We start from the raw sequence: 24,396 nt of genomic DNA, 5'->3' as shown, positions 1-24,396 counted from the left end.
GTCCGGTCCCCGCGCGGGCGGCTTGCGCTCGCGCGGGGCGGGGCCTAGGGGCGGGGATCAGCCGTTGCCGGCGGAGCAGGTCGCCTGGTCGGCCTTGGTGCCCTTGACGTTCTCGGGCAGCTCGACCACGCCGGGCGCCGCGCTCCCGTCGGGCGAGGCGCTGGCATCCGGAGCCGGGGTGTCCTCGACAGGGGTGGTCGGCTCGGGCGTCGGGACGGACGGGTCGGCGACCACGCCGCCGTTGGACCCGGCGGCACCCGTGATCGCGAGCCCGGCATTGCTGTTCAACGCATCGAAGAGCACCTGAGCGGACTCCTCGTCGGGGACGACCCGGTTGCTGTCGTACGGGTCGTCGACGACCGGGTACTGCACGAACGTGAACTCGCTGAACGGCACGTCCTTGAGCGTGTACGCGAGCTGCGCGATGCGGATCGGGTCGGCGAGGCTCTCGCTCGGCTCGATGTTGTTGACCGCGGTGTTCGCGAGGCCGATGAGTGTGCCGGGGTTCGACAGCACGTCGTCGCTGCGCAGCTTGTTCACCAGGCGCGACATGTACTGCTGCTGGTTGCCGATGCGGGCGAGGTCGCTGCCGTCGCCGATGCCCGTGCGGGTGCGGAGGAACGCGAGGGCGTCGAAGCCCTTGACCACGCGGGGTCCGGCGTCCCATTTGATGCCGGCATCCGGATCATCGATCCCGTCGCCGCCGATGCAGACCTCGACGCCGCCGATGGCGTCGGTGATGTTGACGACGTTGCCGAAGCTCACCTTCGCCGCGAACGGGATGCTCTGACCCGTCAGGTCGGAGATCGTGTCGGCGACGCAGGGCAGTCCGCCGTCTTCGTAGGCGGTGTTGATCGAGGCCCTGTCGGTGCCGCCGAAGACCGAGCCGTCCTTGTTCGTGCACTCGGGGATCCCGACCTGCAGGTCGCGGGGGAACGACACGACAGTGACGCGCCGCGGGTCGGCCGAGACGTGCAGCAGCATGTTGACGTCATTGCGGGCGCCGTCGTTCTCGGGGTCGGAGCACCGAGGACCGAACGCGGCCGCCACGACGTCGTCGCACTCGTCGGTGCCGACCACCAGCACGGCGAACGGCTCGCTGTACTCGCTCAGGGCGGGGGGTTCGACCGGGGCGTCCTTCAGCGGAACCGAGGCCTCCTGCAGGCGGCTCGTCAACGACCAGGCGTAGAAGCCGCCGACCGCGACGGCGGCGACGACGACGACCGCGGCGACGATGGCGACGGCCTTCACGCCGCGACGCCAGGGCGACGCGGGCTCTCGGCGCGCGTGCTGCGGAGGAGGCTTCATCCGGTCAGTCAACCACGGCAGGGCCTGCGGAGGGGAGAGACCCGCACGAGGCGACCGGTCGCTGCCGGCCGCCCCGTGCGGGTGCGGGTTACTGTCCGCCCTCGGTGAGGGTGACGTCGATCGGCGTGTAGTCGCCGTCGACGGTGACGCCCTCGTCCTTCAGCGCGGTCAGCGCAGCCTGCACGTAGTCGTTCGAGTACGCGGATGCCGGCGGCTCGGTCGTGATGAGGTTCAGGCCGTCCTGGTTCTTGGCGGCCAGGGCGCCCTTGACCGTCTTGTCCCACGCGGCGGAGTCGACGACGCCGAAGTCGCCGCCGGTCCAGATGAGCTTGTTGACCTCGTTCATCTGCCACAGCTGGTGGGTCGGTCCGACGGGGAAGGCGCTCACGCCGGGGGCGGTCGCGGCCGTGTAGGTGATGTCGGCGGCCTCGGTGGGGTTGTCGCGCGCGAACACCCAGCCCTTGATGACGGCCTTGAGGAAGCGCGTGGCGGCGTCGGCGTAGGCGGGGTCGTCCGACAGGCGCTTCGTGTCGGCCCAGATCGCGTCCTGCAGCATGGCGCCGGCGGTGTCCTCGTACGAGATCACGTCGATGTCGTCCATCGTGTACAGCTTGCCGGTGGCGGGGTTCACCGTCTCGAGCAGCTGGGCGAGCTCGTTGTAGGTCATCGCCTGGGCGGCGTCCACGTCCTTGTCGAGCAGGGCGTTCATCGAGAAGTCCTGCGTGGTGATCTGCACGGTGGAGGCGTCGAGACCCTTGTCGGCCATCGCGGCGAAGATCTCCCACTCGTTGCCGAAGCCCCACGAGCCGATGCGCTTGCCCTCGAAGTCGTCGACGCTCGTGATGCCCGAGCCCTTCCACGACACCTGGGTCGTCCCCGACTTCTGGAAGACCTGCGCGATGTCGGTGAGCTCGACGCCCTGGTTCTCCATCGTGCCGAGCACCTTGGGCACCCACGCGACGGCGAAGTCGACGTCGCCCGCCACGAGGGCGTCCTGCGGCACGATGTCACCGCCGGAGGGGACGACCTCGACATCGTCGAAGCCCTCCTCCTGGAAGTAGCCCTTGTCGAGCGCGACGTAGTAGCCGGCGAACTGCGCCTGCGGCAGCCACTGCAGCTGCAGCTTGATCGAGGTCAGGGGCGTGAAGTCCTCCGTCGAGGCGGCGTCGGGGGTCGAGCTTCCGGCGCAGGCGGAGAGGGCGAGGGATGCCGCGGCGAGTGCGGCCATCGCGCCGAGGGCGCGACGTGTGCTGTGTGACATGGGTGTCCTTTCGGGAGGCGGGTGGTGCAGGTGTGGAGCGGGTGGAACCTGTTCTGTCGAGGGCGGGTGGAGGTGCCGGTCAGGCCGGCGGACGCCCCGCGCCGAGGCGTCGCGAGACGACGCGCTCGAGCAGCGAGGTGACGAGGAAGAAGACGAGACCGATCGCGATGCCGCCCGCGACGAACGCCCAGGCGAGCGAGGCACGTCCGGATTTGGCGTAGGTGGCGATCGCGGTGCCGATGCCGTCGGCGGGTCCGCCGAAGTACTCGGCGACCAGGGCCGAGATGACCGCGAGCGAGGCGGCGACCCGGATGCCGGTGAGCAGGTACGGCAGGGCGGTGGGCAGCGTCAGCAGGCGGAAGGTCTGCGAACCGTTCGCCGCGGTCGCGCGGAAGAGGTCGCGCTGCACCGGCCGGGTCTGCTGCAGTCCGCGCAGGGTGTTGACGAACACCGGGACGAAGGCGGCGACCCCGGCCACCGCCTGACGGCCGAACTGGCTCGATGCGCCGAACATCGTGTTGAGGATCGGCGCGAGGGCGACGATCGGCACGACCGCGAGGGCGGCGATGAGCGGAGCCGTCATGCCGTCGACGGGTCGCCAGGTGGCGGCCAACGCCGCCAGGGCGACCGCCACGACGCTGCCGGCGACGAGGCCGACGAGCGCATTGGTGCCGGTGATGGCGGCGGCTTCGGCCACCAGCGGCATCCGCCCGGTGAGCTCGCCCGCGATCGCGAGCGGGTCGGGCAGCATGCGCGGGGCGGAGCCCGAGGCCACGTAGGCGAACCACAGCGTGAGGCCGAGGAGGCCCACGGCGACGGGCGCCGCGAACCGCAGCCACGCGGGGAGGCGGGTGGCCGTCATCGCTCGTTCACCCGTTGCAGGGGAGCGCCGTGCAGGGCCTCGCGCACGGCGGTGACGCGCGCGAAGTACTCCGGCGATTCGCGCAGGGCCTCGTCGCGAGGGCGGCCCGGGCGCGTGTCGATCACGTCGGTGATGCGGCCGGGGCGCGGGCTCATGACGACCACGCGGTCGGAGAGGAAGACCGCCTCGGGGATCGAGTGGGTGACGAAGACCACCGCGGCTCCCGTCTCGGCGGCGATGCGGGCGAGCTCGGTCTGCAGGCGTTCGCGCGTCATCTCGTCGAGGGCGCCGAACGGCTCGTCCATCAGCAGCAGCTGGGGCGAGGCGGCGAGAGAGCGGGCGATGGCGACGCGCTGCTGCATTCCGCCGGAGAGCTGGTCGGGGTAGCGGCCGACGAATTCCGACAGCCCGACGAGCTCGGCGAGTTCGGCCACGCGGGCGTCGCGCTTCGCCTTCGCCCACCGGTGCAGTTCGAGTGGCAGCGCGATGTTCGCCGCGACCGTGCGCCAGGGCAGCAGTCCCGCCTGCTGGAAGGCGATGCCGTAGTCCTGGTCGAGGCGGGCCCGGCGGGCGGTCTTGCCGAAGATGGTGAGCTCTCCCGCGGTGGCGTCGTCGAGGTCGGCGATCAGTCGCAGCAGCGTCGACTTGCCGCAGCCCGACGGCCCGATGAGCGACACGAATTCGCCCGCGGCCACCTCGAGGTCGACGCCGGTGAGGGCGGTGACCTCTCCGGATGCCGCGGGGAACACCTTTCCGATTCCGGTGGCGTGCACGGCGGGGGTGGGTGGGGTGGTCATCGGGTCTCCTCTCCGCGACGGAAGCGGCGCAGCGTCACGCCGATGAGCGCGACGCCCGCGGCGGCGACGAGCCCGATCACGACGGTGCCGAAGGTCGGCGCCCAGGGGGCGGCGGGGTCGGACGAGGCTTGCCCTGCGAGCTGGATGAGCATGCGGCCGATACCGCCGCGCAGGCCGATCGACACCTCGGCGACGACGGCGCCGACCACGGCAGAGGCGGCGGCGAGGCGGAGCGCCGGCAGCAGGTGCGGAACGGCGGCGGGCAGGCGCAGGTGCACGAGCGTCTGCCACCATCCCGCCGACTGGGTGTGGAAGAGGTCGCGGTGCAGGGCGTCGGGCGACTCGAGCCCGCGCAGGGTTCCGATCGCGACGGGGAAGAAGGCGAGGTACGACGCGATGAGGGCGACCGAGAACCACTGCGGCCACGGCACCACCCCCGCGCGGTCGATCTGGTTGCCCAGCGCGTTGACCACGGGGGCGAAGGCGATGAGCGGCACGATCTGACTCACCACGATCCAGGGCAGCAGGCCCCACTCCACCAGGCGCCAGCGCTGCATCGCGATGCCCAGGATGCCGCCGACCACCACGCCGATCACCCAGCCCACCGCGGCGAGGCCGAGGGTGGTCGCCGCGGCCTCGAGCACCGAGACGATCAGCGGGGGAGTCGCCCCGCCGCTCGTGGGCTGGAACATCCGCGCGATCATGTCCCACACGTGCGGCATGGCGCGGTCGTGGGTGCGGGGGAGCAGGATGACGCCCGACCCGGCCGATCCGTCGCCGCCCACCGTGACGCCGTCGGCCGGACCGAGCAGCTTGTACAGCTCCCAGAGCGCGACGAGGGCGGCGACGCCCGCGACGCCCCACCCCACCCGGGCGATGAGCCCGGACGAACGTGCGGCCGGGCGACGCGGCATCCGCCCGCCCGTGTCGGGAACGACCCCGGTCACGGAGCCGGGGGCCACCGCCTGATCGGTCACCGCTTCGCCGTCACCGGGGGAGTGAGCGCGGGGATCACGCTCTCGCCGTAGACCCGCATCGTCTCCTCTTTGTTGTCGTGCTGCAGGTAGCCGGCGAACTGGGTGACGCCCAGCGCGCGCAGCTTCTCGAGCTTCTCGATGTGCTCCTCGGCGGTGCCGAGCACGCAGAAGCGCTCGACGATCTCGTCGGGCACGAAGTCGACGTGGTCGTTGTTGCTCTTGCCGTGCGAGTTGTAGTCGTAGCCCGTGCGCCCGGCGATGTAGTCGGTGAGGGCGGCCGGAACGTTCTCAGCGGTCCCTGAGCCTGTCGATGGGGTCCCTGAGCTTGTCGAAGGGGTCCCTGAGCTCGTCGAAGGGCCGTACTTCGCCACGATGTCGGCGACGTGGTTGCCCACCATCCCGCCGAACCAGCGGCACTGCTCGATCATGTGCGCGCGCGACTCGGGAGTGTCCTCGCCGATGTACATCGGGGCAGCGACGCAGAAGGCGATCTCGTCGGGGTCGCGTCCGACGTTCTCGGCCGCCTCCCGCACGGTCGTGATCATCCACTCGGCGATGTCGAGGTCGGCCAGCTGCAGGATGAAGCCGTCGCCCACCTCTCCGGTGAGCTTGAGCGCGAGGGGGCCGTAGGCGGCGACCCACACCTCGAGCTCCGATCCCCGGCTCCAGGGGAACTGCAGGGTCGCGCCGTTGTACTCCACGGCACGGGAGTTGCCGAGCTCGCGGATCACGTGGATCGACTCGCGCAGGGCCTTGAGCGTCGTCGGACGCCCGTTCGTGACGCGCACCGCCGAGTCGCCGCGGCCGATGCCGCAGATCGTGCGGTTGCCGTACATCTCGTTCAGCGTCGCGAACGTCGAGGCCGTCACCGTCCAGTCGCGCGTCGCGGGGTTGGTCACGAAGGGGCCGACCGTGATGCGGCGGGTGGCCGCGAGGATCGCCGAGTGCACGACGTACGGCTCCTGCCACAGCAGGTGCGAGTCGAATGTCCACACGTGGCTGAAGCCGTGCGCCTCGGCGAGCTGCGAGAGCTGCACCGTGCGGGCGGCGGGGGGATTCGTCTGCAGGACGACACCGAAATCCATGGGGTCTCCTCTCAGACCAGGTACTGGCTCAGGCCGCGCTTGATGTAGCGACCGTGACCCTTGTCGCCGATGTAACCGCCGGCATCCACCACCACCCGCCCCCGCGAGAGCACGGTGTCGACGCGACCGTCGATCTCGTAGCCCTCCCACGCGGAGTAGTCCATGTTCATGTGGTGGCTGCGCCCCTCGCCGATGCCGATCGAGGTGTGCCCGTTCGGGTCGTAGACGACCACGTCGCCGTCGGCGCCGGGCTGGATGACGCCCTTCTGCCCGTACATGCCGAACATGCGCGCGGGGGTCGTGCTGGTCAGCTCGACCCAGCGGGGGAGCGTGATCTGCCCGGTCACGACGCCCTGGTACATGAGGTCCATGCGGTGCTCGACCGAGCCGATGCCGTTGGGGATCTTCGAGAAGTCTCCGACGCCGAGCTCCTTCTGGTCCTTCATGCAGAAGGGGCAGTGGTCGGTCGACACCATCTGGATGTCGTTCGTGCGCAGCGACTGCCACATGTGGTGCTGGTGGCCCTCGTGCTTCGAGCGCAGCGGTGTCGAGCACACCCACTTCGCGCCCTCGAAGTCGCCCCACTCGGCGCTCGAGGCGCCGAGCTGGTCTTCGAGCGAGAGATACAGGTACTGCGGGCAGGTCTCGCCGAACACGTTAAGACCGCGGTCGCGCGCCTCGGCGATCTGTTCGACCGCCTGCTTCGCGCTGACGTGCACGACGTAGAGCGGGGCGCCGGTGAGATCGGCGAGCATGATCGCGCGGTGGGTGGCCTCTTCCTCGGCCTGCCAGGGGCGGGTCGTGCCGTGGAAGTACGGGCTCGTCTCGCCGCGGGCGAGGGCCTGCTGCACGAGCACGTCGATGATGGCGCCGTTCTCGGCGTGCATCATCATCATCGCGCCGTTGTCGGCGCCTTTCTGGAACGCCCGCAGGATCTGGCCGTCGTCCGAGAGGAAGACGCCCTCGTAGGCCATGAAGAGCTTGAAGCTCGTCACACCCTCGGCGATGAGCTCGTCCATCGCGGTCAGCGAGCTGTCCTGCACGTCGGAGAGGATCTGGTGGAAGCCGTAGTCGATCGCGCACTGCCCGGCGGCCTTGTCGTGCCAGGCCTGGTAGCGGTCGAGGATGTTCTCGTCGGGGTACTGCACGACGAAGTCGACGATGCTCGTCGTGCCGCCGATCGCCGCCGCCCGGGTGCCGGTCTCGAACGTGTCCGAGGCCTCGGTGCCGCCGAAGGGCATCTGCATGTGGGTGTGCGCGTCGATGCCGCCGGGGATCACGTACTTGCCGGTGGCGTCGACGACGGTGTCGACGGATGCCGCGAGGTCGTGGCCCAGCAGGGTCGAGCCCGGCTGCAGCACGGCGGCGATCTTCTCGCCGTCGATGAGCACGTCGGCGGCGCCCGTGCCGATGGCGTTGACGACGGTGCCGCCCGAGATCAGTGTGGTCGCCATCTCAGGCCTCCACGATCTCGCCGTAGGTGTCGGGCCGGCGGTCGCGGTAGAACTGCCAGTCGTCGCGCATCTGCTGCACGAGGTCCATGTCGAGGTCGCGCACGAGGATCTCCTCGTGCTCACCCGAGCCGAGCGCGCCGACGTGGTTGCCGCGCGGGTCGATCACCTGGCTCGTGCCGTAGAAGGTCACGGCATCCGCCCCGTACTCGTTGTCCTCCCGGCCGACGCGGTTGGGCTGCAGCACGAAGTAGCCGTTGGCCACGGCCGCGCACGGACCCTCGACCTCCCACAGGCGGTTCGACAGCCCGGGCTTGGTGGCGTTGGGGTTGAAGACCATGTGCGCGCCGTTCAGGCCCAGTTCGCGCCAGCCCTCGGGGAAGTGACGGTCGTAGCAGATGTACATGCCGACCTTGCCGACGGCGGTGTCGAACACGGGGTAGCCGAGGTTGCCGGGGCGGAAGTAGAACTTCTCCCAGAACTTGTCGAGGTGGGGGATGTGGTTCTTGCGGTAGCTGCCGAGCACGGTGCCGTCGGCGTCGACCAGCACCGAGGTGTTGTAGTAGACGCCGGTCTGGGCCTCTTCGTAGATGGGGAGCACCGTGACCAGGCCGAGCTCCTTCGCGAGGGCGGCGAACCGCTGCACGATGGGGCCGTCGACGGGCTCGGCGTAGCGGTAGTACTTCTGGTCCTGCGTGATGCCGAAGTAGGGGCCGTAGAACAGCTCTTGGAAGCACAGCACCTGCGCTCCCTGCGCGGCGGCGTCTCGAGCGAACTGCTCGTGCTTGTCGAGCATCGACGCTTTGTCGCCGGTCCAGGTCGTCTGCGTGATCGCTGCGCGCACCGTCGTCATGGGGCTTCCTCGTTCCTATGGGCCTGCTCGAGTTCTGTTACTGTCGCGCCTGAACATTTCTCGACGATTTCTCCCGGTGTCACCGCCGTAAAGTCTCGGTTCGGTGGTGGGGGAGTTTCCGGATGCCAGGGGGAGGGCCGCCGATGCTCGCACCCGAGTCGCTGGTCGAGCGCAGCTCCGCGGGCCTCGCCGCCGAGATCGCCCGGCGCGTCAGCGAAGGTGCGCTCGCGCCGGGGAGCCGGCTGCCGACCGTGCGGGAGGTCGCCGCGACCCTGGGCGTCTCGACGGGTACCGTCGCGGGAGCCTGGCGCGCGCTCGCCGACGCGGGAGTGGTGACTTCGCGCGGGCGGGCCGGCACCTTCGTGCGCACCGAGCGCCGCGAATGGTTGAGCCCCCGCGTGCAGGGCATGGCGGTGGCCCCCGCCCCCGGGGCACCCCGCGGCCTGGGAGCGGGTCCGCACCGCGCCGCGATGCGCCTCGACCTCTCGCTCGGCACGCCCGACCCCGCGATGCTGCCTTCGATCGAGCGCGCGCTCGCCGGGGCGCGGCCCCGCGCCGACACCGGGCGCTACCACGACCTCCCGGTATTGCCCGATCTGCACGACGTGCTGCGCGAACAGTGGCCCGTGCGCGGGGTCGAGGCGCTCACCGTGGTCGACGGCGCTCTCGACGGCATCTCGCGCACGCTCGACCAGGTCGTGCGCTTCGGCGATCGCGTCGCGGTCGAGTCGCCCGGCTTCCCCTACTTCTTCGACCTCGTCGACGCCGCCGGGGCGGTGCCGGTGCTGCTCGAGAGCGACGCCGACGGGGTGCTCCCCGCCTCCCTCGCCCGGGCGCTCGCGCAGCGTCCCTCGGCGGTCATCCTGCAACCCCGTGCGCAGAACCCCACGGGCGCCTCGATGTCGCTCGATCGCGCTCGCCGCCTCGCGAACGTGCTGCTGAGCGTGCCCGGCGGCAGCCGCGTCACGGTCATCGAAGACGACCACTCCGCGCTCATCGCCTCGGCGCCGCCGGTGTCGCTCGCCCTCTGGGTTCCCGCGCAGGTCGTGCACGTGCGCGGGTTCTCGAAATCGCACGGCCCCGACCTGCGCATCGCCGCCCTCGGCGGACCCGCGGCGATCGTCGACCGCATCGTGCGGCGGCGCATGCTGGGTCCCGGGTGGACCTCGCGCCTGCTGCAGGCGGTGCTGCTCGAATTGCTCACCGACTCCCGGTCGATCGCGCCCGTGCGCACCGCCCGGCTCATCTACCGCGACCGCCTCGACCGCCTCGCCACGGCCCTTCGGCGCCTGGGGGTCGAGGTGGGCGATCCCGACGGAATCAACGTCTGGATGCCGGTGCGCGACGAACGCGCGGCCGTCGTGCACCTCGCCGCCGAAGGCATCGCCGTCGCCGCCGGAACCCCGTTCGTCGCCGACGCCTCGATCGCGTCCGACCGCGAGCCGCGCGTGCGCGTCACGGGCGGATCGGTGGTCGAGAACGTGCGCCTCGTCGCCGAGGCCCTCGCCCGGGCCGCCGACGCCGCTCCCTTGGCGTGAGGCCGCCGTCAACCCCGATCCGCATGTCGGAGGCCGCTCCTAGGGTGAAGGACATGACCGTTCCTTCTGTTCAGCTCAACGACGGAAACTCCATCCCCCAGCTCGGCTACGGCGTGTTCCTCGTGCCCGCCGACGACGCCGAGCGCGCCGTGTCCGAGGCGCTCGAGGTGGGCTACCGCCACATCGACACCGCCGCCATCTACAAGAACGAAGAGGGCGTCGGCCGTGCCATCGCCGCCAGCGGCATCGCGCGCGACGAGCTCTTCGTCACCACCAAGCTCTGGAACGACCGCCACGACGGCGACGAGCCGCTCGCCGCGATCGACGAGAGCCTGCAGAAGCTCCAGCTCGACGCCGTCGACCTCTACCTCATCCACTGGCCCACGCCGAAGAACGACAACTACGTGCACGCGTGGCAGAAGATGATCGAGATCCGCGAGTCGGGCAAGACGCGCTCCATCGGCGTCTCGAACTTCCTCGTGCCGCACCTCGAGCGCATCGTCTCCGAGACCGGTGTCACCCCCGTGGTGAACCAGATCGAGCTGCACCCCGCCCTCAGCCAGCGCGAGATCGCGGCCTGGGGTCAGCAGCACGACATGCACATCGAGTCGTGGGGCCCGCTCGGCCAGGGCAAGTACGACCTGTTCGAGCTGCCCGCCGTCAAGGACGCCGCTGAGGCGCACGGCAAGTCGCCCGCCCAGGCGGTGCTGCGCTGGCACATCCAGCACGGCTTCATCGTGTTCCCCAAGTCGGTGCGCCGTGAGCGCCTCGAGGAGAACTTCGACCTGTTCGACTTCGAGCTCACCGCCGACGAGATGGCCGCGATCGACGCGGTCGACCCGGGCGACGGTTCGGGCCGCGTCGGCACGCACCCCGACGACCTCAATTGACGTCGGCGCACCCGCGCGCATGAACCGCCTCGCGAACGCCTCGAGCCCCTACCTGCGGGCCCACGCCGACAATCCCGTCGCGTGGTTCCCCTGGGGGGCCGAGGCGTTCGCGCTCGCGGCCGAGAGAGACGTCCCCGTGATGGTCTCGATCGGCTACAGCACCTGTCACTGGTGCCACGTGATGGCCCGGGAGTCGTTTCAAGACGCCGAGACCGCGGCCGAGCTCAACGCCGGTTTCGTGTCGATCAAGGTCGACCGCGAAGAGCATCCCGAGGTGGATGCCGCCTACCTCGACGCCGCCTCCGCATTCACCCCGCACCTCGGCTGGCCGTTGACCGTGTTCGCCTCTCCCGAGGGGCGCGTCTTCTACGCCGGCACCTACTTCCCGCCCGCCCCTCGGCCTCCGCAGCCCTCGTTCCGCCAGGTGCTCGCCGCCGTGCGCGAAGCCTGGACCGAGCGCCGCGACGAGGTCGACGCCACCGGGGCATCGCTGCGCGAGGCGCTCGCGGCCGCGGCATCCGCCCCCGCCGACGCCCCGCCGAGTCTCGACCAGCTCGCGGCCGCCGCCCGCACGGTCGCCGCGCGCGAAGACCGCGAGTACGCCGGCTTCGCCGCCGGCCCTGCCTTCGAGACGCCGAAGTTCCCCAACACCCCCGTGCTGCGCTTCCTGCAGCACCCCGCGCTGTCTTCCGAGGTTCCGGATGCCGCGGCCGTCGCCTCCCGCGCGCTCGCGGCCATGGCGGGCTCCGACCTGCACGACCCCGTCGACGGCGGATTCTTCCGCTACGCCACGCGCCGCGACTGGAGCGTGCCGCACTACGAGCGCATGCTCACCGACAACGCCGGTCTGATCGAGGTCGCCCTCGCCGCGGGCGACGAGGCCTCGGCGACCGACGCCGCCCGGTTCGTCGTCGACGTGCTGCAGCTGCCGTCGGGCGGCATCGCCGCCGCTCAAGACTCCGAGTCGATCATCGACGGCGCCCGCAACGAGGGCGGGTACTACCGCGCCGTCGACCGATCCGGCCTGCAGCCCCCGGCGCTCGACGCGAAGGTCGTCAGCGGCTGGAACGGCCACGCGATCGCCGCTCTCGCTGCCGCCGGCGCCCGCACCGACCCCCGCTTTCTCGAAGCAGCCCGGTGGGCCGCCGACGCGGTGCTCGACAGCAACGTGGCCGACGACGGAACCCTGCGCCGCGCCTCGCTCGAGGAGACCCGCTCCGCCGCCCCCGCGACGCTCGAAGACTACGGCGGGCTCGCGCGCGGCCTGCTCGCCCTCGCCCGCGCGACCGGTGAGGTCGCCTACGCCGAGCGAGCGCGGGCCCTCGTCGATCTGTGCCTCGGCGACGACGGCATCCACCCACCCGGAGGCGGTGACGCCGTGCTCGTCGCCCAGGGCATGCAGTCGCACGCCGTGCCCACCGACGGCGCCTCGCCCTCGGGTCCGTCGGTGTTCGCGGCCGCGGCCCTCGACCTCTGGCGCCTCGGCGCGGGCGAAGGCTACCGCGACGCGGCTGAGTCGCTCGTGCGCGCTGCCGCCGAGGTCGCTCTGTCGTCGCCCCTCGCACACGGAGCGATCCTCGAGGTCGCCGTGGGGCTCGCGGCGGCGCCGCGCCAAGTGGTGGTGGTTGGCGAGGCCGATGCCGAGATCGCCGAGGCCGCGCGACGAGTGAACGCCGACGTCGTCGCGATCGTGTCACCCGCCCAGGCTCAGGCGTTCGCCGAGGCGGGCTTCGAGCTCTTCGAGGGCAAGGTGGCGCAGGGCGGCGAGGCGACCGCTTACGACTGCCGGGCGTTCGCCTGCGCCCTGCCGACGACGGATACTGCGCGGCTGGTCTGACGCGCGGGGCGCAAGGCGGCGCGGGAGCGCCGCTTCAGGCGGTCGCGCACGGCCGTGTGAGATGCGCGGGGCGACGGAGTACGGGGCGGTCGACCCGCGCCTGTCCCCCTTCCGGTGGACCCCAGCGTGACCCGCCCGGAGTGGGCTGAACGGGCAGGTGATTCTCTCGCGCCGGCCCCGCGGAATTCCGCGGCGACGCCCGTTCCCTGAGTGAACGCTATGCGCACGATCAGTGCCGTCTGGATACAGACGACGTTGACCGCCACGTTGGCGGGCCCCGGGGGTGCGTGTGCTCTCTGTCTCTCGTCTCGCTGTCGTGTCGGTCGTCACGACAGCCGCCCTCCTCGTCGGGTTCGCCGTCCCGGTCGACGCCGCGCAGGCCGCGTCGCAGCCGGATGCCGTGGCGCCGGTCACCGACGGTCCGGCTCTTCCGTCGACCGATGAGGCGTCCACTGCGCCGCAGCTGCCCGCGGGCTCGTTCGACATCCCCTCGCCGCCCACCGACGTGCCGACCTCGGCGGTCGAGACGGTCACTCCGCCGCCGACCTCGGAGGTGCCCCTCGACCAGAGCTTCACGCCGTCGACCGACGGGCTCGAGATCATCGATGAGTCCGAGACCTCGACGACCTACCGCGCGCCGTCGGGCGGTGAGATCACCCGCCTGACCACCGACCCGGAGCGCGCAAGCGAGGGCGACGGCGCGTGGTCCGACATCAACACCTCGGTCTCGCGCGACGGCCAGACCTGGACCGTCGACGACCACCCCCTCGCTCCCGTCTTCCGCGGAGGTCCCGACGAGGCGCCGGGTGTCACGGTGACGCGACAGGGCCACGACGTGTCGTTCTCGCTGATGGGCGCCGAGCCGGGTGAGGTGGCGGCGCCGTTCTGGTGGTGGGACGACTGGAAGCAGCTGACCTACCGCGACGTGGTCGGCTCATCCGATCTCGAGTACCGCATCGAGCCCGGTGCCGTGAAGGAGTCCGTCGTCCTCGACGCGGCACCCACGTGGCGAACGTCGTGGACGTGGCGCATCGACGCCGGCGCTCTCACTCCGACCCTCGGCGAGGCGGATTCGGTGACCTTCACGGATGCCGACGGCGCCGAGGTTCTCATGATCCCGACTCCCGTCGCGTTCGACTCGAGCGGCGTGGAGGGCGCTTCCGAGGACGCGACGGTCGCTCTCGACGCGTCGCTCCGACAGGCAGCCGACGGCTCGTGGCGCTACACCCTGCGCGCCGATCGCGACTGGCTGCGCGACCCGGAACGCGTGTACCCGGTGCGCATCGATCCCACGGTCATGACCCCCCGCTCGACCACGGCGTACAAGTCCGACGGCACCGTGCGTAACGGGTCGACGCTGATCGGCAACACGCGCGAGGGAAATCGTGACAGGTTCTGGCGATCGGTCGTCTCGTACGACTATGGCTCGCTGCCGGGTCAGTTCATCGCGGACGCTGCCGTCGGCGTCGCGTGGGACGGCGGCGGAACGCGGTCGGCTCAGCAAGGCTGGGTGCAGCACGCCAGCGCCTTCTCGTACAACGGCATGGGACCGCATCTCGGCTGGTTCACGCTCGGCGACGGTCAGGCATGGACCGACGGCACCGGCGTCGCCGCTCGGTTGGCCAGCCAACTGCGCATCGGCGACCGACCCGCCTTCATGATCGGCGGCTACGAGGGCTCGACGTATTCGCTCAAGAGTGTCGACACCAACCTGTGGGTTCACTCGTGGGACTACCCCCACGTGTGGGGCAACGGCCCCCGCGAAGATCAGACGGGGGTCGGCCTCACCCCCACGCTGGGCCTGACCGCGACCAACCCTGGTGGTCGCCAGCAGTGGTTCCGCTTCGAGGTGGCGACCGACCCCGGCATGTCCAATCTCATCGCGGGGTCGGCCTGGGGTGGGGCGACGCAGTATCAGGTGCCCTGGGGGATCCTGCGGACCGGAACGCCCTACTACTGGCGCGTCTGGTTGGTCGACGACGTCAACGGTCACCTCGGCCAGAGCACAGAGACCCAGTCGCCCGTCTACCGCTTCACGACGAACCAGGTTCCCCTTCCGGATGCCGCGACCGCGACGCCCGGCTCCCCGGTCACCGAGACCCCGACCACCGTCACGACCCTGACGCCGCAGTTGCAGGTCGGCGCGGTCTCCGACACCGACGGCACCGGCGGCTCGATGACGTACCAGTTCAAGATCGCCACCGGTCAAGACGCCCGCTCGGGCGCCGTGGTCACGTCAGGCTGGGTGAGCGCGGTGAACGGCGTCGCCTCGTGGACCGTCCCCGCCGGAACCCTGCAAGACGGCGGCGTCTACTCGTGGACCGTCACCACGAACGACGGCCAAGACACCACGACCGAGAACACGTGGGTGCGGCGCCTCCGCACCGATCTCCGCCTCGGCGCCTCGGGCCCGTCGCCCTACGACACGGCCGGGGCGGTCACGACCAACCTCTCGAACGGCAACGTGAACGTCTCGTTCGCCTCGCCGACGGTGCAGACCTTGGGCGGCGCGATGGGTATGTCGTTCACCTACAACTCGCAAGAGGTGCCGCAGGCGAACCGTGGGTTGCTCGCGGAGTACTTCGATGCGCGGGTGAACGGCAGCCCGCCCTCCTCTGCCGACGGATACACCTTCGCCGACAAGGTCCCGGCGATGGTCCGCACGGACCCCGCGGTGTCGTTCCAGTGGGGCTCCGGTGTACCCGCCGAGGCTCTTCCCGCCGACTACTTCCTCGCGCGGTGGACTGGGTTCGTGACCCTGCCGCCCGAACTGATCGGACGCGAGGTGCGGTTCGGGGCCTCGCACGACGACGGCATCCGGGTCACCTACGACGGACGCAAGTTGATCGACCGGTGGCAGCACGGTTCGCAGACCACCACCGACGGCGCGACCGTCACCGGCGCCGGCGGGGCGAAGCCGATCCAGGTCGAGTATTACGAGAGCGTCGGGATCGCGTCGGTCGATCTCTGGGTCGAATACACGCCCGAGGGCGCCTCCGCTTCCACGCGCATGAACGTCCCGCCCGACTGGTTCACGAAGCGCGTGACGACGTTGCCGCAGGGGTGGGGCGCGTCGGTGCCGCTCGCGGGGGTTGCGTCGAGCTGGGTCTCGGCGCAGATCACCGACGCGTCGGTCGTCCTCACCGACGTCACCGGCAAGTCGCACACGTACACGAAGGTCGCGGCGGGCGGCTACACGCCGCCGACCGGCGAGTACGGCGTGCTCTCGCTCGACGGAAACGGCTGGGTCGTCTTCACCGACGAAGACGGGACGGTCTACCAGTTCTCGAAGGAGGGGCGCGTGGCATCCGCCACCCCGCCCGAAGACGTGCGCAAGGCCGCCGCACCGCAGGCGCTGCTGAACGCCAACGGCGTCACGACGCAGATCGTCGACCCGGTGTCGAAGAGCGGCGACCAGTACCTGCGCGCCGTCGCCTTCACCTATCAGAGCGGCGATCGCACGGCCTGCCCCGAGCGCTCCGGAGACGGCTTCGCGAAGGCCCCCGTCGACATGCTGTGCCGCATCGCGTACCCCGACGGCTCCGAGTCGCGCCTGTTCTACAACGGCAACGGGCAGCTCGCGGCAATTCTCGATCCCGGCGACGAGCTCACGTTGTTCGGCTACGAGAACGCGGGAGGGCTGCTGAGCCAGATCCGCGATGCCACGGCGAACGACGGGCGGCCCCTCACCGCTGCGGCCTCCGGGAACGATCCGGCCTCGACGACCGTCGCCTACGACAGCGGGCGCGCGGTCGGCGTGACCCTTCCCGCTCCCGACGGCGTCACGGCATCCGCTCGTCCTTCCCGGACCTACGGCTACGGCTCGGGTCAGACGACCGTGACCATCGCGGGGTTGTCGGGTCCGTCGCAGACCGTCACCTACGACGCCTCGTGGCGCCAGACGGCATCGACCACCGCCATGGGCGTGTCGACCAGCCAGCAGTGGGACGCGTCGAAAGACCTCGTGCGACGGACGACGGATGCCACGGGCCTCGTCTCCACGCGCATCTACGACCGCACCGACCGACCGGTGGCCGCGTACGGAGCCGCGCCCGCCGCGTGCTTCGGCAGCGACGGCGTGCCCGTGCCGCAACCCGAGAGCGTGCAGGGATGCGGCATCGTGCCCCCGTCGTCGACCACCACGTACGACGGCGGCATGAACGGCCTGCAGGCGGCGTACTACTCGAACACCGAGAAGCTGTCGGGCAAGCCCGAGGCGTACGGGCTCGGTCTCGAGGGCGTGAGCGGGGGAGCGGTCGACCGCGACTGGGGTGAAACCGCGCCCATCGCGGGCATCTCGGCCGACCACTGGTCGCTCCGATTGACGGGGCTCATCACCTTCCCCGAGGCGGGCACCTACCGCCTGCGCACCACGAGCGATGACGGGGCGCGGGTGTGGCTCGACGACGTCCGGGTGATTGACCGGTGGCGCCCTCAGGGGGCGACCGACGAGACGAGCGCTGCTTTCACGGTCTCGGCGGGGGAGGTGCGGCGCATCCGCCTGGAGTACTTCGACACGACGGCTTACGCCGTGCTGCAGCTGAAGTGGTCGACGCCGTCGAACGGCGACTTCACGATCGTGCCGGGTGCGCAGCTGCGACCCGACTACGGCCTGGTCACCTCGACGGTCGTCGCCGACGGCACGTCGGTCGCCGGAGCAGCCGCCCCCTCGCTTACGACCGCGACGAGCTACGCCGATCCGGTGGTGGGTCAGGCGACCGAGAACGTCGTCGACCCGGCCGGGCTGGCGCTGAAGAGCACGGCGGCGTTCGAGAAGATCAACGGCACCGGGTGGCTGCGTCAGTTGTCGAAGACGTTGCCCGCCGTCGCCGCCTCGGGATCGACGACGGATGCCACGAGGACGACCCGCGCGTACTACGGCGACCTCGAGCAGCTCGAGGCCGACACGTGCGGGGTTCCCGCCGGCACGCGGCAGTTCGGGATGCTGAAGAGCTCCACCGGGCCCACGCCCGCGACGGGCACCGCCATCGTCACCTCCTACGTCTACGACGTGATGGGGCGCACCGCGGGAACGCGGGTCACGGGCGACACCGGCTGGTCGTGCAGCACCGTCGATGCGCGCGGTCGAGTGACCCAGCACACGTCGGTCGGTGGCGCGGGTGTGCCGACGCGCACCGTCACCACGACCTACACCGCGACGGCAGAGGGCACCCGAGTCGTCGTGACCGGTGAGGCGATCGAGGGGTCGAGCGGATCGTCGATCACGACGCGCTCCGACTTCTTGGGCCGGGTGATCGCCTACACCGACGTGTGGGGCACGACCACCACGCCCGAGTACGAGCCGCTGACCGGGCGCGTGCTGCAGGTCGTCACCAGCGGCGGGGGCCTCGACTCGTCGACGACCGGCTTCACCTACGACCGCGACGGAAAAACGACGTCCGTCTCGTTCCGCGGTGAGACCTACGCCTCCGTCGTCTACGACGTAAAGCAACGGGTTTCGCAGGTGTCGTATCGGGGCGGCTCCGCGCTCGCCGTGGCGTGGGACGACACCCGCGGCAGCATCGGATCGCAGACGTGGTCGTTCCCCTCGGCGGCATCCCTCACCGACGAGGTGACGAGGTCGCTGGCCGGGCGCATCGTGCGCGAGAGCTTCACCCACGCATCCCAGTCGTTCACCTCGACCTACGGCTACGACGGTGCGGGCCGTCTGGTGTCGGCGAAGATCCCCGGGCACGAGCTGTCGTATGAGTTCGCCTCGTCGGGTGGGTGCGGTCCGAACGCGTGGGCGGGCGCGTCGGGCAACCGCACGCGCTCGGTGGACGCGTACACCGCACCCGGTTCGAGCGCGGCGCAGGTGGCGACCACCCAGTACTGCTACGACTGGGCCGACCGAGTGCTCTCGACCGCGAACAGCGCCACTGTCGCCGGGGCGGATCAGATCACCGACGGGTTCGGTGCGGACGAGATCTGGTACGACGTGCGCGGCAACACGCGCCGTCTGGCCGATCTGCAGTTCTCGTACGACGCCGACAACCAGCACATCGGCACCGTGACCTATAAGGGTTCGCGCACGTCGCTGGTGCGTGATGCGGCGGGCCGTGTGGTCTCGCGCACGGTGGATCCGGCGGGCGATGCGCCGGCGGTGACGAAGCGGTACCTGTACGCCGGTGCGGGCGATAGCCCGGTCGCGGTGGTGTCGGCGGATGCCTCGTCGGTGTGGATGCTGTCCCTACCCGGCGGGGTGACGGTCGATGCGCCGTCGGCGGGGGTGTCGACGTGGGCGTACCCGTCGTTGCAGGGGCACACCCTGACGACCGGGGATGGGACGTCATCGACGGGGGTGCAGCTGTACGACCCGTTCGGTCAGCCGTTGGATGCCGCGACCCTGGCGATCGGGACGGCTGCGGCGAACGCGTCGGGTGTGGTCGACGAGACCTCGGGCTGGCACCAGGGTGCGCAGAAGCTGGTGGAGGCGACCGAGGACACGTTGATCGTCGAGATGGGCGCCCGGTTGTACGTGCCGACGCTGGGGCGGTTCTTGCAGGTCGACCCGGTCGAGGGCGGCGTCGACAACGACTATGTCTGGCCGACGGACCCGATCGGGAAGAACGACCTGAGCGGACGCGCGTGGTGGGAAGAAGTCGGGCGAGCAATCACGGACAACAAAGCCCTTGAGTTTGGATGCATGTTCGCATTCGGTGTTGCTGGAACGATCTGCTCTATCGTCAAAGGAGCCGGATACGCGATGCAGGGTGATCTTGCAGGAGTCGCTATTGAGGTTGCCGGCGCGGTAACCGGTGGGCTCGCCTCAAAGGCAGTCGCTGCTGCTCATGTGCTTGTGATTTCGACCAAAGTAGTCTCCTCTAGGGTCGGCAGCGTCACGAGGGCGACGCTGCGACCGACGGCCGCTGCGGCTCGCGCTTACGGGCGGTTGGCCGAGGTGTTTACGGCCAATGCTTGGGGAGTGGTATCGCGACGCACCCCGGTGAGTTCGCCTATGGCACCCGCCACACCGCGATCGGTCAACCGGCGCGCACCGAAGCGCGGAGAGATCTACGCCTGATGACTGCGCCAAAGCAAGTAGATCGACAAATGGGACGGAGAGGTCGGATTCGCCGTCTCGGTGTCTCCAGCGCACTCATGGGGATGTTGCCAACCGCGGCGGTCGTCGCGACCTCGGGCGCAACTCCCGCAGAGCTCGTCCTCCTTGCGACTTGTTCGAGCCCTGTTTTGCTGTTCTACGGGTGGGCTTGGTTGCGCGTCTGGCGGACCGGGGCCTTTCCTGGGGTGGACGCTCTTCACGTTGTGGGGTGGTGGAAAACAAGCGTCATCGAGAAATCGATGATCCGCCGGGCTTATGCCGTCCCTTATCGAGGTTGGTTCTATGTCTTCGGGTGGCCGGTCGTGAGCGGGTCGTGGCAGAGCGGAGCTATAGAAGTCGAGGTTGCCGGCGCTGTCAGAACGCTCAGTGGAACGGTCACATCCCTTGGCTGCGCACGTGAAGAGGCGGAGCGAATCAACCGTTGGCTTGGTCTTGAAGCGGGCGCAGGTGATGGGCCACGCAGACGGAACTCCCGAAACGAGGGACGCGGAAGGTGACAGCCGAACAACCCAGGGGTCCGAAGGCTGTCGCGACGGTCTTCGCTCGAACACCGGCACTCGACGCGGTGGTTGCAGCTGTATGACTCATTCCATGGGCGGTTGGATTCCGCGACGTTCGCCAACGGCACGGCCGCATCGAATGCGTCTGGTGTGGGCCGAAAGCGGCGAGTTGAGGCGCGCCTTCGGAGCAATAGCGACCTATAAGGGTTCGCGAACCCCGTTCGTGCGGGATGCCGCCGGTCGTGTGGTCTCGCGCACGGTGGATCCGGCGGGCGATGCGCCGACGGTGACCAAGCGGTACCTGTATGCCGGTGCGGGGGATAGTCCGGTGGCGGTGGTGTCGGCGGATGCGTCGTCGGTGTGGATGCTGTCGTTGCCCGGTGGGGTGACGGTGGATGTGCCGTCGGCGGGGGCGTCGACGTGGGCGTACCCGTCGTTGCAGGGTCACACCTTGACGACCGGTGACGGGACGACGTCGACGGGGGTGCAGCTGTACGACCCGTTCGGTCAGCCGTTGGATGCCGCGACCCTGGCGATCGGTACGGCTGCGGCGAACGCGTCGGGTGTGGTCGATGAGACCTCGGGGTGGCACCAGGGCGCGCAGAAGTTGGTGGAGGCGACCGAGGACACGCTGATCGTCGAGATGGGCGCCCGGTTGTACGTGCCGACGCTGGGGCGGTTCTTGCAGGTCGACCCGGTCGAGGGCGGCGTCGACAACGACTATGTGTGGCCCACGGATCCGATCGGATACAGCGACCTGAGCGGGCGCGCGTGGTGGGATGAGGCTTTCGAGACAACCCAGCGCTTTGCGAAGTCGGCAGCACAATTTGTCACGGACACGCCGGCTGTGCAGGCGGCCTTGTTCGCGTGCGGGTTAGTCCCCAATGCTGTCGCCGTTGCGTGTGGGGCTTTGAGTGCCGGAGCCTACGCCGTGCAGGGGCGCTACGGCGAGGCGGCAGCTTCGGCGGCAGGCATGGTGATCGGAAGCGCCGCGGCGGGAGCGTTGAAGCTCGGTATCAAGGCTGTTGCCGTGGCCTCGGTTCGTCCCGTCATGGGTGTCTCGACTCGTGCCGCGCTGAGGACGTCGAGGAATAGGTACGTGACCTCAACGACCTACCAGAGATCGGCCATCAGCACGCTTGTCGGCTATGCCGTTGAGAACGCCATCAAGAGCGTCCTAGTGGCGTCGGCTCCGAGTAGGGGTTCAAGACCTGTGAATAGGGGGATGTATTGATCTTGCAGAGTGATGAGCCGAGCAAGGCTGTGCCATATGTGGGTCGAGTATGTCGTATCATTCATTTTTTCGGCCTGTGTGTAGCACTATCAGTCGCGCTGTTTGCCTACGACAGTAGGCCGAATCTCTTCGCCGCGGCGGCCATAACGCTCCCAGCTATGGTGTCATTCGCGCTTTCGCTTCGAGTGCGCCTGCGTGTGGCGGGGGTGAAGGTATTATTTCAGGCTCACTTTCGAAAGTACGAATTCGACCTGTCGCTCGGCGACGAATTCCAGTGCGTGCTGTACGAGGGATTCTGGAATAGATACAGCGCGGTAAACCGCTTTCTCAATGCAAACGCATACATGCTCGAAGTTTCGGTCCAGGGCGGGCGCGAAATATCGCTACCCGCGACGATCGGAGGACGTGAGCGGTTGACCCTTATCGCCGAACATCTCAACGATCGATCGATGCGATGAAAGATTGTCGGGCGCGCACGATTCGTGTCGCAGCTCTCAGGCGGCGAGATAGTGATTCGCCAGATTCCAACGCTGCTCTGTTCGCTTGTGGTTTGATCCCTGGCAGTATTCGGGCTGCCCGCGCCGTCGCCGAGACGACTCCCTACCCTTCGCACAAAGGTCGGCACCGTGACCTATAAGGGTTCGCGCACGTCGCTGGTGCGGGATGCCGCCGGTCGTGTGGTCTCGCGCACGGTGGATCCGGCGGGCGATGCGCCGACGGTGACCAAGCGGTACCTGTATGCCGGTGCGGGGGATAGTCCGGTGGCGGTGGTGTCGGCGGATGCGTCCTCGGTCTGGATGCTGTCGCTGCCCGGCGGGGTGACGGTGGATGTGCCGTCGGCGGGGGCGTCGACCTGGGCCTACCCGTCGTTGCAGGGTCACACCTTGACGACCGGGGACGGGACTTCGTCGACGGGGGTGCAGCTGTACGACCCGTTCGGTCAGCCGTTGGATGCCGCGACCCTGGCGATCGGCACGGCAGCGGCGAACGCGTCGGGTGTGGTCGATGAGACCTTGGGCTGGCACCAGGGTGCGCAGAAGCTGGTGGAGGCGACCGAGGACACGCTGATCGTCGAGATGGGCGCCCGGTTGTACGTGCCGACGCTGGGGCGGTTCCTGCAGGTCGACCCGGCCGAGGGCGGCGTCGACAACGACTACGTCTGGCCGACGGACCCGATCGGGAAGAACGACCTGAGCGGGAGCGCGGAGGAGTGGCGCGGCTTTCTCGAAGGCGCGGCGATATTCGCCGGAGTCGTGGGCGCCGTGGCGTGTGCGGCAAGCGTCGTGTGCGGGGTGGCAGGCGCGGTCGCGATCGGCGTTGCAGCGGGCGCGGCTGCGTACGTCGCTCGGGATGGGTTCTCAGATCGTTTCAGTGCGGGCGGCCTCGCAGTGAACGCCTTGGCCGGGGCTCTGCCCGGCGGCGTCGTTACGACTGGAATCCGTTCCGTTGCCGCTCGTGTGGTGGCGCGGGCAGTGCCAGCTGGTAGTGCGGCGTTCAAGAGGGACAGCTTCCACCGGGTCGGCGGTTGGGTGGCATCATCTATAACTCGCCGGGGTGCCATTCGACCCGTCCGCGTAGCAGCGACTAGGTCGTGGGGCCTAAGCGTGAGTGTTCGAGCGCAGATAAATGGCCGCGCTGGCACTCAGAACTGGGTCGTGGGACGGGGACGCCTCGTGCATTCTCACTACAAGTACAACTGAAAGGACGAACGGGTTGGTCGATTTTGAACTGGAGGAATGGGCTAGTGGCGTGCGCGTCTCGCTCACACCACTTTTCGGTAGGACCGTTCATGTGAAGAACCCCGGCGCAAGCGAGCAGGTTTGGAGAGACTCGCAATGTATCGGGCGGGCGCTTGGGCTCGTTGAAACTTCGGTGTCCGATGGGACTCATCAGAGCCGCTGCGACGAACGAACGCACAAGTCGATTTGGCTTCGCGTCGTGCTCGAACTGATGGCAGAAGTGTGGTCGCGTGGCGAGAGCGATCCTCGAATCGACATGGATGAATTCGCGCAAACCTGGGGCGCAGAAGCGGAGGAGATCGCTCGAAAAATAGCTCCAACCGGGATGGACAGATGGTTTTTCACGAGAGGCGCCCGGCGCCAATATCTCAAACGCCTTCACGAAGCGTTGCCATGCTGTGGCGCCTAGCGGAACGTCGCGTGCCGGCGTCATGCGGCCGCATGGCGTGCGGGAGGATCCACCTGGGCGGCCGGCCGGCACGTCGTTCACGCGGGTGCAGCCGTTTGACCCGTTGCGGACGGCGCGATGGGGCACAGGACGAGGTAATTCCGGCGGGAGATGCGCCGGCGGTAACGAAGCGGTACCCGTGTGCCGGTGCCGGGGATAGTCCGGTGGCGATGGTGTCGGCGGATGCCTCGTCGGAGTGGATGCTGTCGATGCCCGGCGGCGTGACGGTGGATGGGCCGTCGGCCGGGGCGTCGACGAGGGCCTACCCCTCGCTGCAGGGGCACACCCTGACGGCCGGTGACGGCACGACGTCTAATGAGACTGTCACGCAGCTGGTGTATCCGGTCTCGGAAACCTGACTCCAGGCATTCTCGTGTGGGATCTGGAGAGCGGCCGGTCCTCGACCCCAGGATGGGGGCTTCCGTGGGTGGCGGCCCCGAATGTGCGGTCGGCGGGAAAGCACTCGGGCATCTGTAATTGGTGAGGGTGGCATGAGATCAGGAAAGGCAGTCCGTTGCATCTTACCGGGGCCGACGCTATTGCTTATTGCTCC

General features: G+C 69.4%; 16 protein-coding genes. 8 read left to right on the top strand and 8 right to left on the bottom strand.

All coding sequences use genetic code 11. The features are described from left to right. Positions 1 to 57: 57 nt before the first annotated feature. The 8 genes from RWH43_RS14925 to RWH43_RS14890 all read right to left on the bottom strand — a co-directional run bounded on the left by RWH43_RS14925 (position 58) and on the right by RWH43_RS14890 (position 8,594). Positions 58 to 1,308 (bottom strand): LCP family protein, encoded by a 1,251-nt coding sequence (locus tag RWH43_RS14925; RefSeq protein WP_144834193.1) that lies wholly within the window; start codon positions 1,306 to 1,308, stop codon positions 58 to 60. A gap of 88 nt (positions 1,309 to 1,396) precedes the next feature. Next, positions 1,397 to 2,569, bottom strand: a complete 1,173-nt coding sequence (locus RWH43_RS14920) for an ABC transporter substrate-binding protein (RefSeq protein ID WP_316001843.1) — start codon at positions 2,567 to 2,569, stop codon at positions 1,397 to 1,399. 79 nt (positions 2,570 to 2,648) lie between these two features. Beyond that, positions 2,649 to 3,431, bottom strand: coding sequence for an ABC transporter permease (locus RWH43_RS14915; protein WP_316001842.1), 783 nt, complete (start codon positions 3,429 to 3,431; stop codon positions 2,649 to 2,651). After that, positions 3,428 to 4,228 carry an ABC transporter ATP-binding protein gene (locus RWH43_RS14910; RefSeq protein ID WP_316001841.1) on the bottom strand — a complete coding sequence of 267 codons (801 nt, stop codon included), beginning with the start codon at positions 4,226 to 4,228 and terminating at the stop codon, positions 3,428 to 3,430. The genes RWH43_RS14915 and RWH43_RS14910 overlap by 4 nt, the downstream gene beginning before the upstream one ends. Continuing rightward, complete coding sequence (locus RWH43_RS14905) at positions 4,225 to 5,205, bottom strand: ABC transporter permease subunit (protein ID WP_316001840.1); 981 nt, start codon at positions 5,203 to 5,205, stop codon at positions 4,225 to 4,227. Before RWH43_RS14905 ends, RWH43_RS14910 begins: the two co-directional genes overlap by 4 nt. Beyond that, entirely contained in the window at positions 5,202 to 6,290 is a 1,089-nt protein-coding gene (locus tag RWH43_RS14900; protein WP_316001839.1) for a TIGR03842 family LLM class F420-dependent oxidoreductase, read from the bottom strand. Before RWH43_RS14900 ends, RWH43_RS14905 begins: the two co-directional genes overlap by 4 nt. 11 nt (positions 6,291 to 6,301) lie before the next feature. Then, positions 6,302 to 7,744 carry a dihydropyrimidinase gene (gene hydA, locus RWH43_RS14895; protein ID WP_316001838.1) on the bottom strand — a complete coding sequence of 481 codons (1,443 nt, stop codon included), beginning with the start codon at positions 7,742 to 7,744 and terminating at the stop codon, positions 6,302 to 6,304. A 1-nt stretch (position 7,745) separates the two neighbouring features. Next, positions 7,746 to 8,594: a nitrilase-related carbon-nitrogen hydrolase gene (locus tag RWH43_RS14890; protein WP_144834205.1), complete on the bottom strand. Its 849-nt coding sequence runs from the start codon at positions 8,592 to 8,594 to the stop codon at positions 7,746 to 7,748. A 143-nt stretch (positions 8,595 to 8,737) separates the two neighbouring features. On the opposite strand from RWH43_RS14890, the gene RWH43_RS14885 reads away from it, so the two are divergent. From RWH43_RS14885 to RWH43_RS14850, 8 genes are all read left to right on the top strand, one after another. Further along, entirely contained in the window at positions 8,738 to 10,132 is a 1,395-nt protein-coding gene (locus RWH43_RS14885; RefSeq protein ID WP_154097562.1) for an aminotransferase class I/II-fold pyridoxal phosphate-dependent enzyme, read from the top strand. A 53-nt stretch (positions 10,133 to 10,185) separates the two neighbouring features. Further along, entirely contained in the window at positions 10,186 to 11,022 is an 837-nt protein-coding gene (locus tag RWH43_RS14880; RefSeq protein WP_144834209.1) for an aldo/keto reductase, read from the top strand. Between the two features lie 19 nt (positions 11,023 to 11,041). Then, on the top strand, positions 11,042 to 12,859 hold the full coding sequence (locus tag RWH43_RS14875) for a thioredoxin domain-containing protein (protein WP_144834211.1): 1,818 nt from the start codon (positions 11,042 to 11,044) through the stop codon (positions 12,857 to 12,859). 316 nt (positions 12,860 to 13,175) lie between these two features. Further along, entirely contained in the window at positions 13,176 to 19,883 is a 6,708-nt protein-coding gene (locus RWH43_RS14870) for a PA14 domain-containing protein (RefSeq protein WP_316001837.1), read from the top strand. Between the two features lie 687 nt (positions 19,884 to 20,570). Next, the gene (locus tag RWH43_RS14865; RefSeq protein WP_230705431.1) at positions 20,571 to 21,656 is read left to right on the top strand and encodes an RHS repeat-associated core domain-containing protein; all 1,086 of its coding nucleotides are present in this window, start codon (positions 20,571 to 20,573) and stop codon (positions 21,654 to 21,656) included. Continuing rightward, entirely contained in the window at positions 21,653 to 22,114 is a 462-nt protein-coding gene (locus tag RWH43_RS14860) for a hypothetical protein (protein WP_230705432.1), read from the top strand. The genes RWH43_RS14865 and RWH43_RS14860 overlap by 4 nt, the downstream gene beginning before the upstream one ends. 168 nt (positions 22,115 to 22,282) lie before the next feature. Continuing rightward, positions 22,283 to 23,356 (top strand): RHS repeat-associated core domain-containing protein, encoded by a 1,074-nt coding sequence (locus RWH43_RS14855; RefSeq protein WP_230705433.1) that lies wholly within the window; start codon positions 22,283 to 22,285, stop codon positions 23,354 to 23,356. A gap of 651 nt (positions 23,357 to 24,007) precedes the next feature. Next, positions 24,008 to 24,202 carry a hypothetical protein gene (locus RWH43_RS14850; RefSeq protein ID WP_230705434.1) on the top strand — a complete coding sequence of 65 codons (195 nt, stop codon included), beginning with the start codon at positions 24,008 to 24,010 and terminating at the stop codon, positions 24,200 to 24,202. Positions 24,203 to 24,396 lie beyond the last annotated feature (194 nt).

It is taken from the genome of Microbacterium algihabitans (assembly GCF_032464975.1).
GTDB lineage: Bacteria > Actinomycetota > Actinomycetes > Actinomycetales > Microbacteriaceae > Microbacterium > Microbacterium algihabitans.
This window is presented reverse-complemented; position numbering and strand designations above follow the sequence as displayed.

Bases quoted from the DNA above. Each gene is read 5' to 3' on its own strand.
- hydA (WP_316001838.1), bottom strand. From the start codon at position 7,744: ATGGCGACCACACTGATCTCGGGCGGCACCGTCGTCAACGCCATCGGC.
- RWH43_RS14910 (WP_316001841.1), bottom strand. From the start codon at position 4,228: ATGACCACCCCACCCACCCCCGCCGTGCACGCCACCGGAATCGGAAAG.
- RWH43_RS14900 (WP_316001839.1), bottom strand. From the start codon at position 6,290: ATGGATTTCGGTGTCGTCCTGCAGACGAATCCCCCCGCCGCCCGCACG.
- RWH43_RS14925 (WP_144834193.1), bottom strand. From the start codon at position 1,308: ATGAAGCCTCCTCCGCAGCACGCGCGCCGAGAGCCCGCGTCGCCCTGG.
- RWH43_RS14890 (WP_144834205.1), bottom strand. From the start codon at position 8,594: ATGACGACGGTGCGCGCAGCGATCACGCAGACGACCTGGACCGGCGAC.
- RWH43_RS14915 (WP_316001842.1), bottom strand. From the start codon at position 3,431: ATGACGGCCACCCGCCTCCCCGCGTGGCTGCGGTTCGCGGCGCCCGTC.
- RWH43_RS14880 (WP_144834209.1), top strand. From the start codon at position 10,186: ATGACCGTTCCTTCTGTTCAGCTCAACGACGGAAACTCCATCCCCCAG.
- RWH43_RS14875 (WP_144834211.1), top strand. From the start codon at position 11,042: ATGAACCGCCTCGCGAACGCCTCGAGCCCCTACCTGCGGGCCCACGCC.
- RWH43_RS14885 (WP_154097562.1), top strand. From the start codon at position 8,738: ATGCTCGCACCCGAGTCGCTGGTCGAGCGCAGCTCCGCGGGCCTCGCC.
- RWH43_RS14920 (WP_316001843.1), bottom strand. From the start codon at position 2,569: ATGTCACACAGCACACGTCGCGCCCTCGGCGCGATGGCCGCACTCGCC.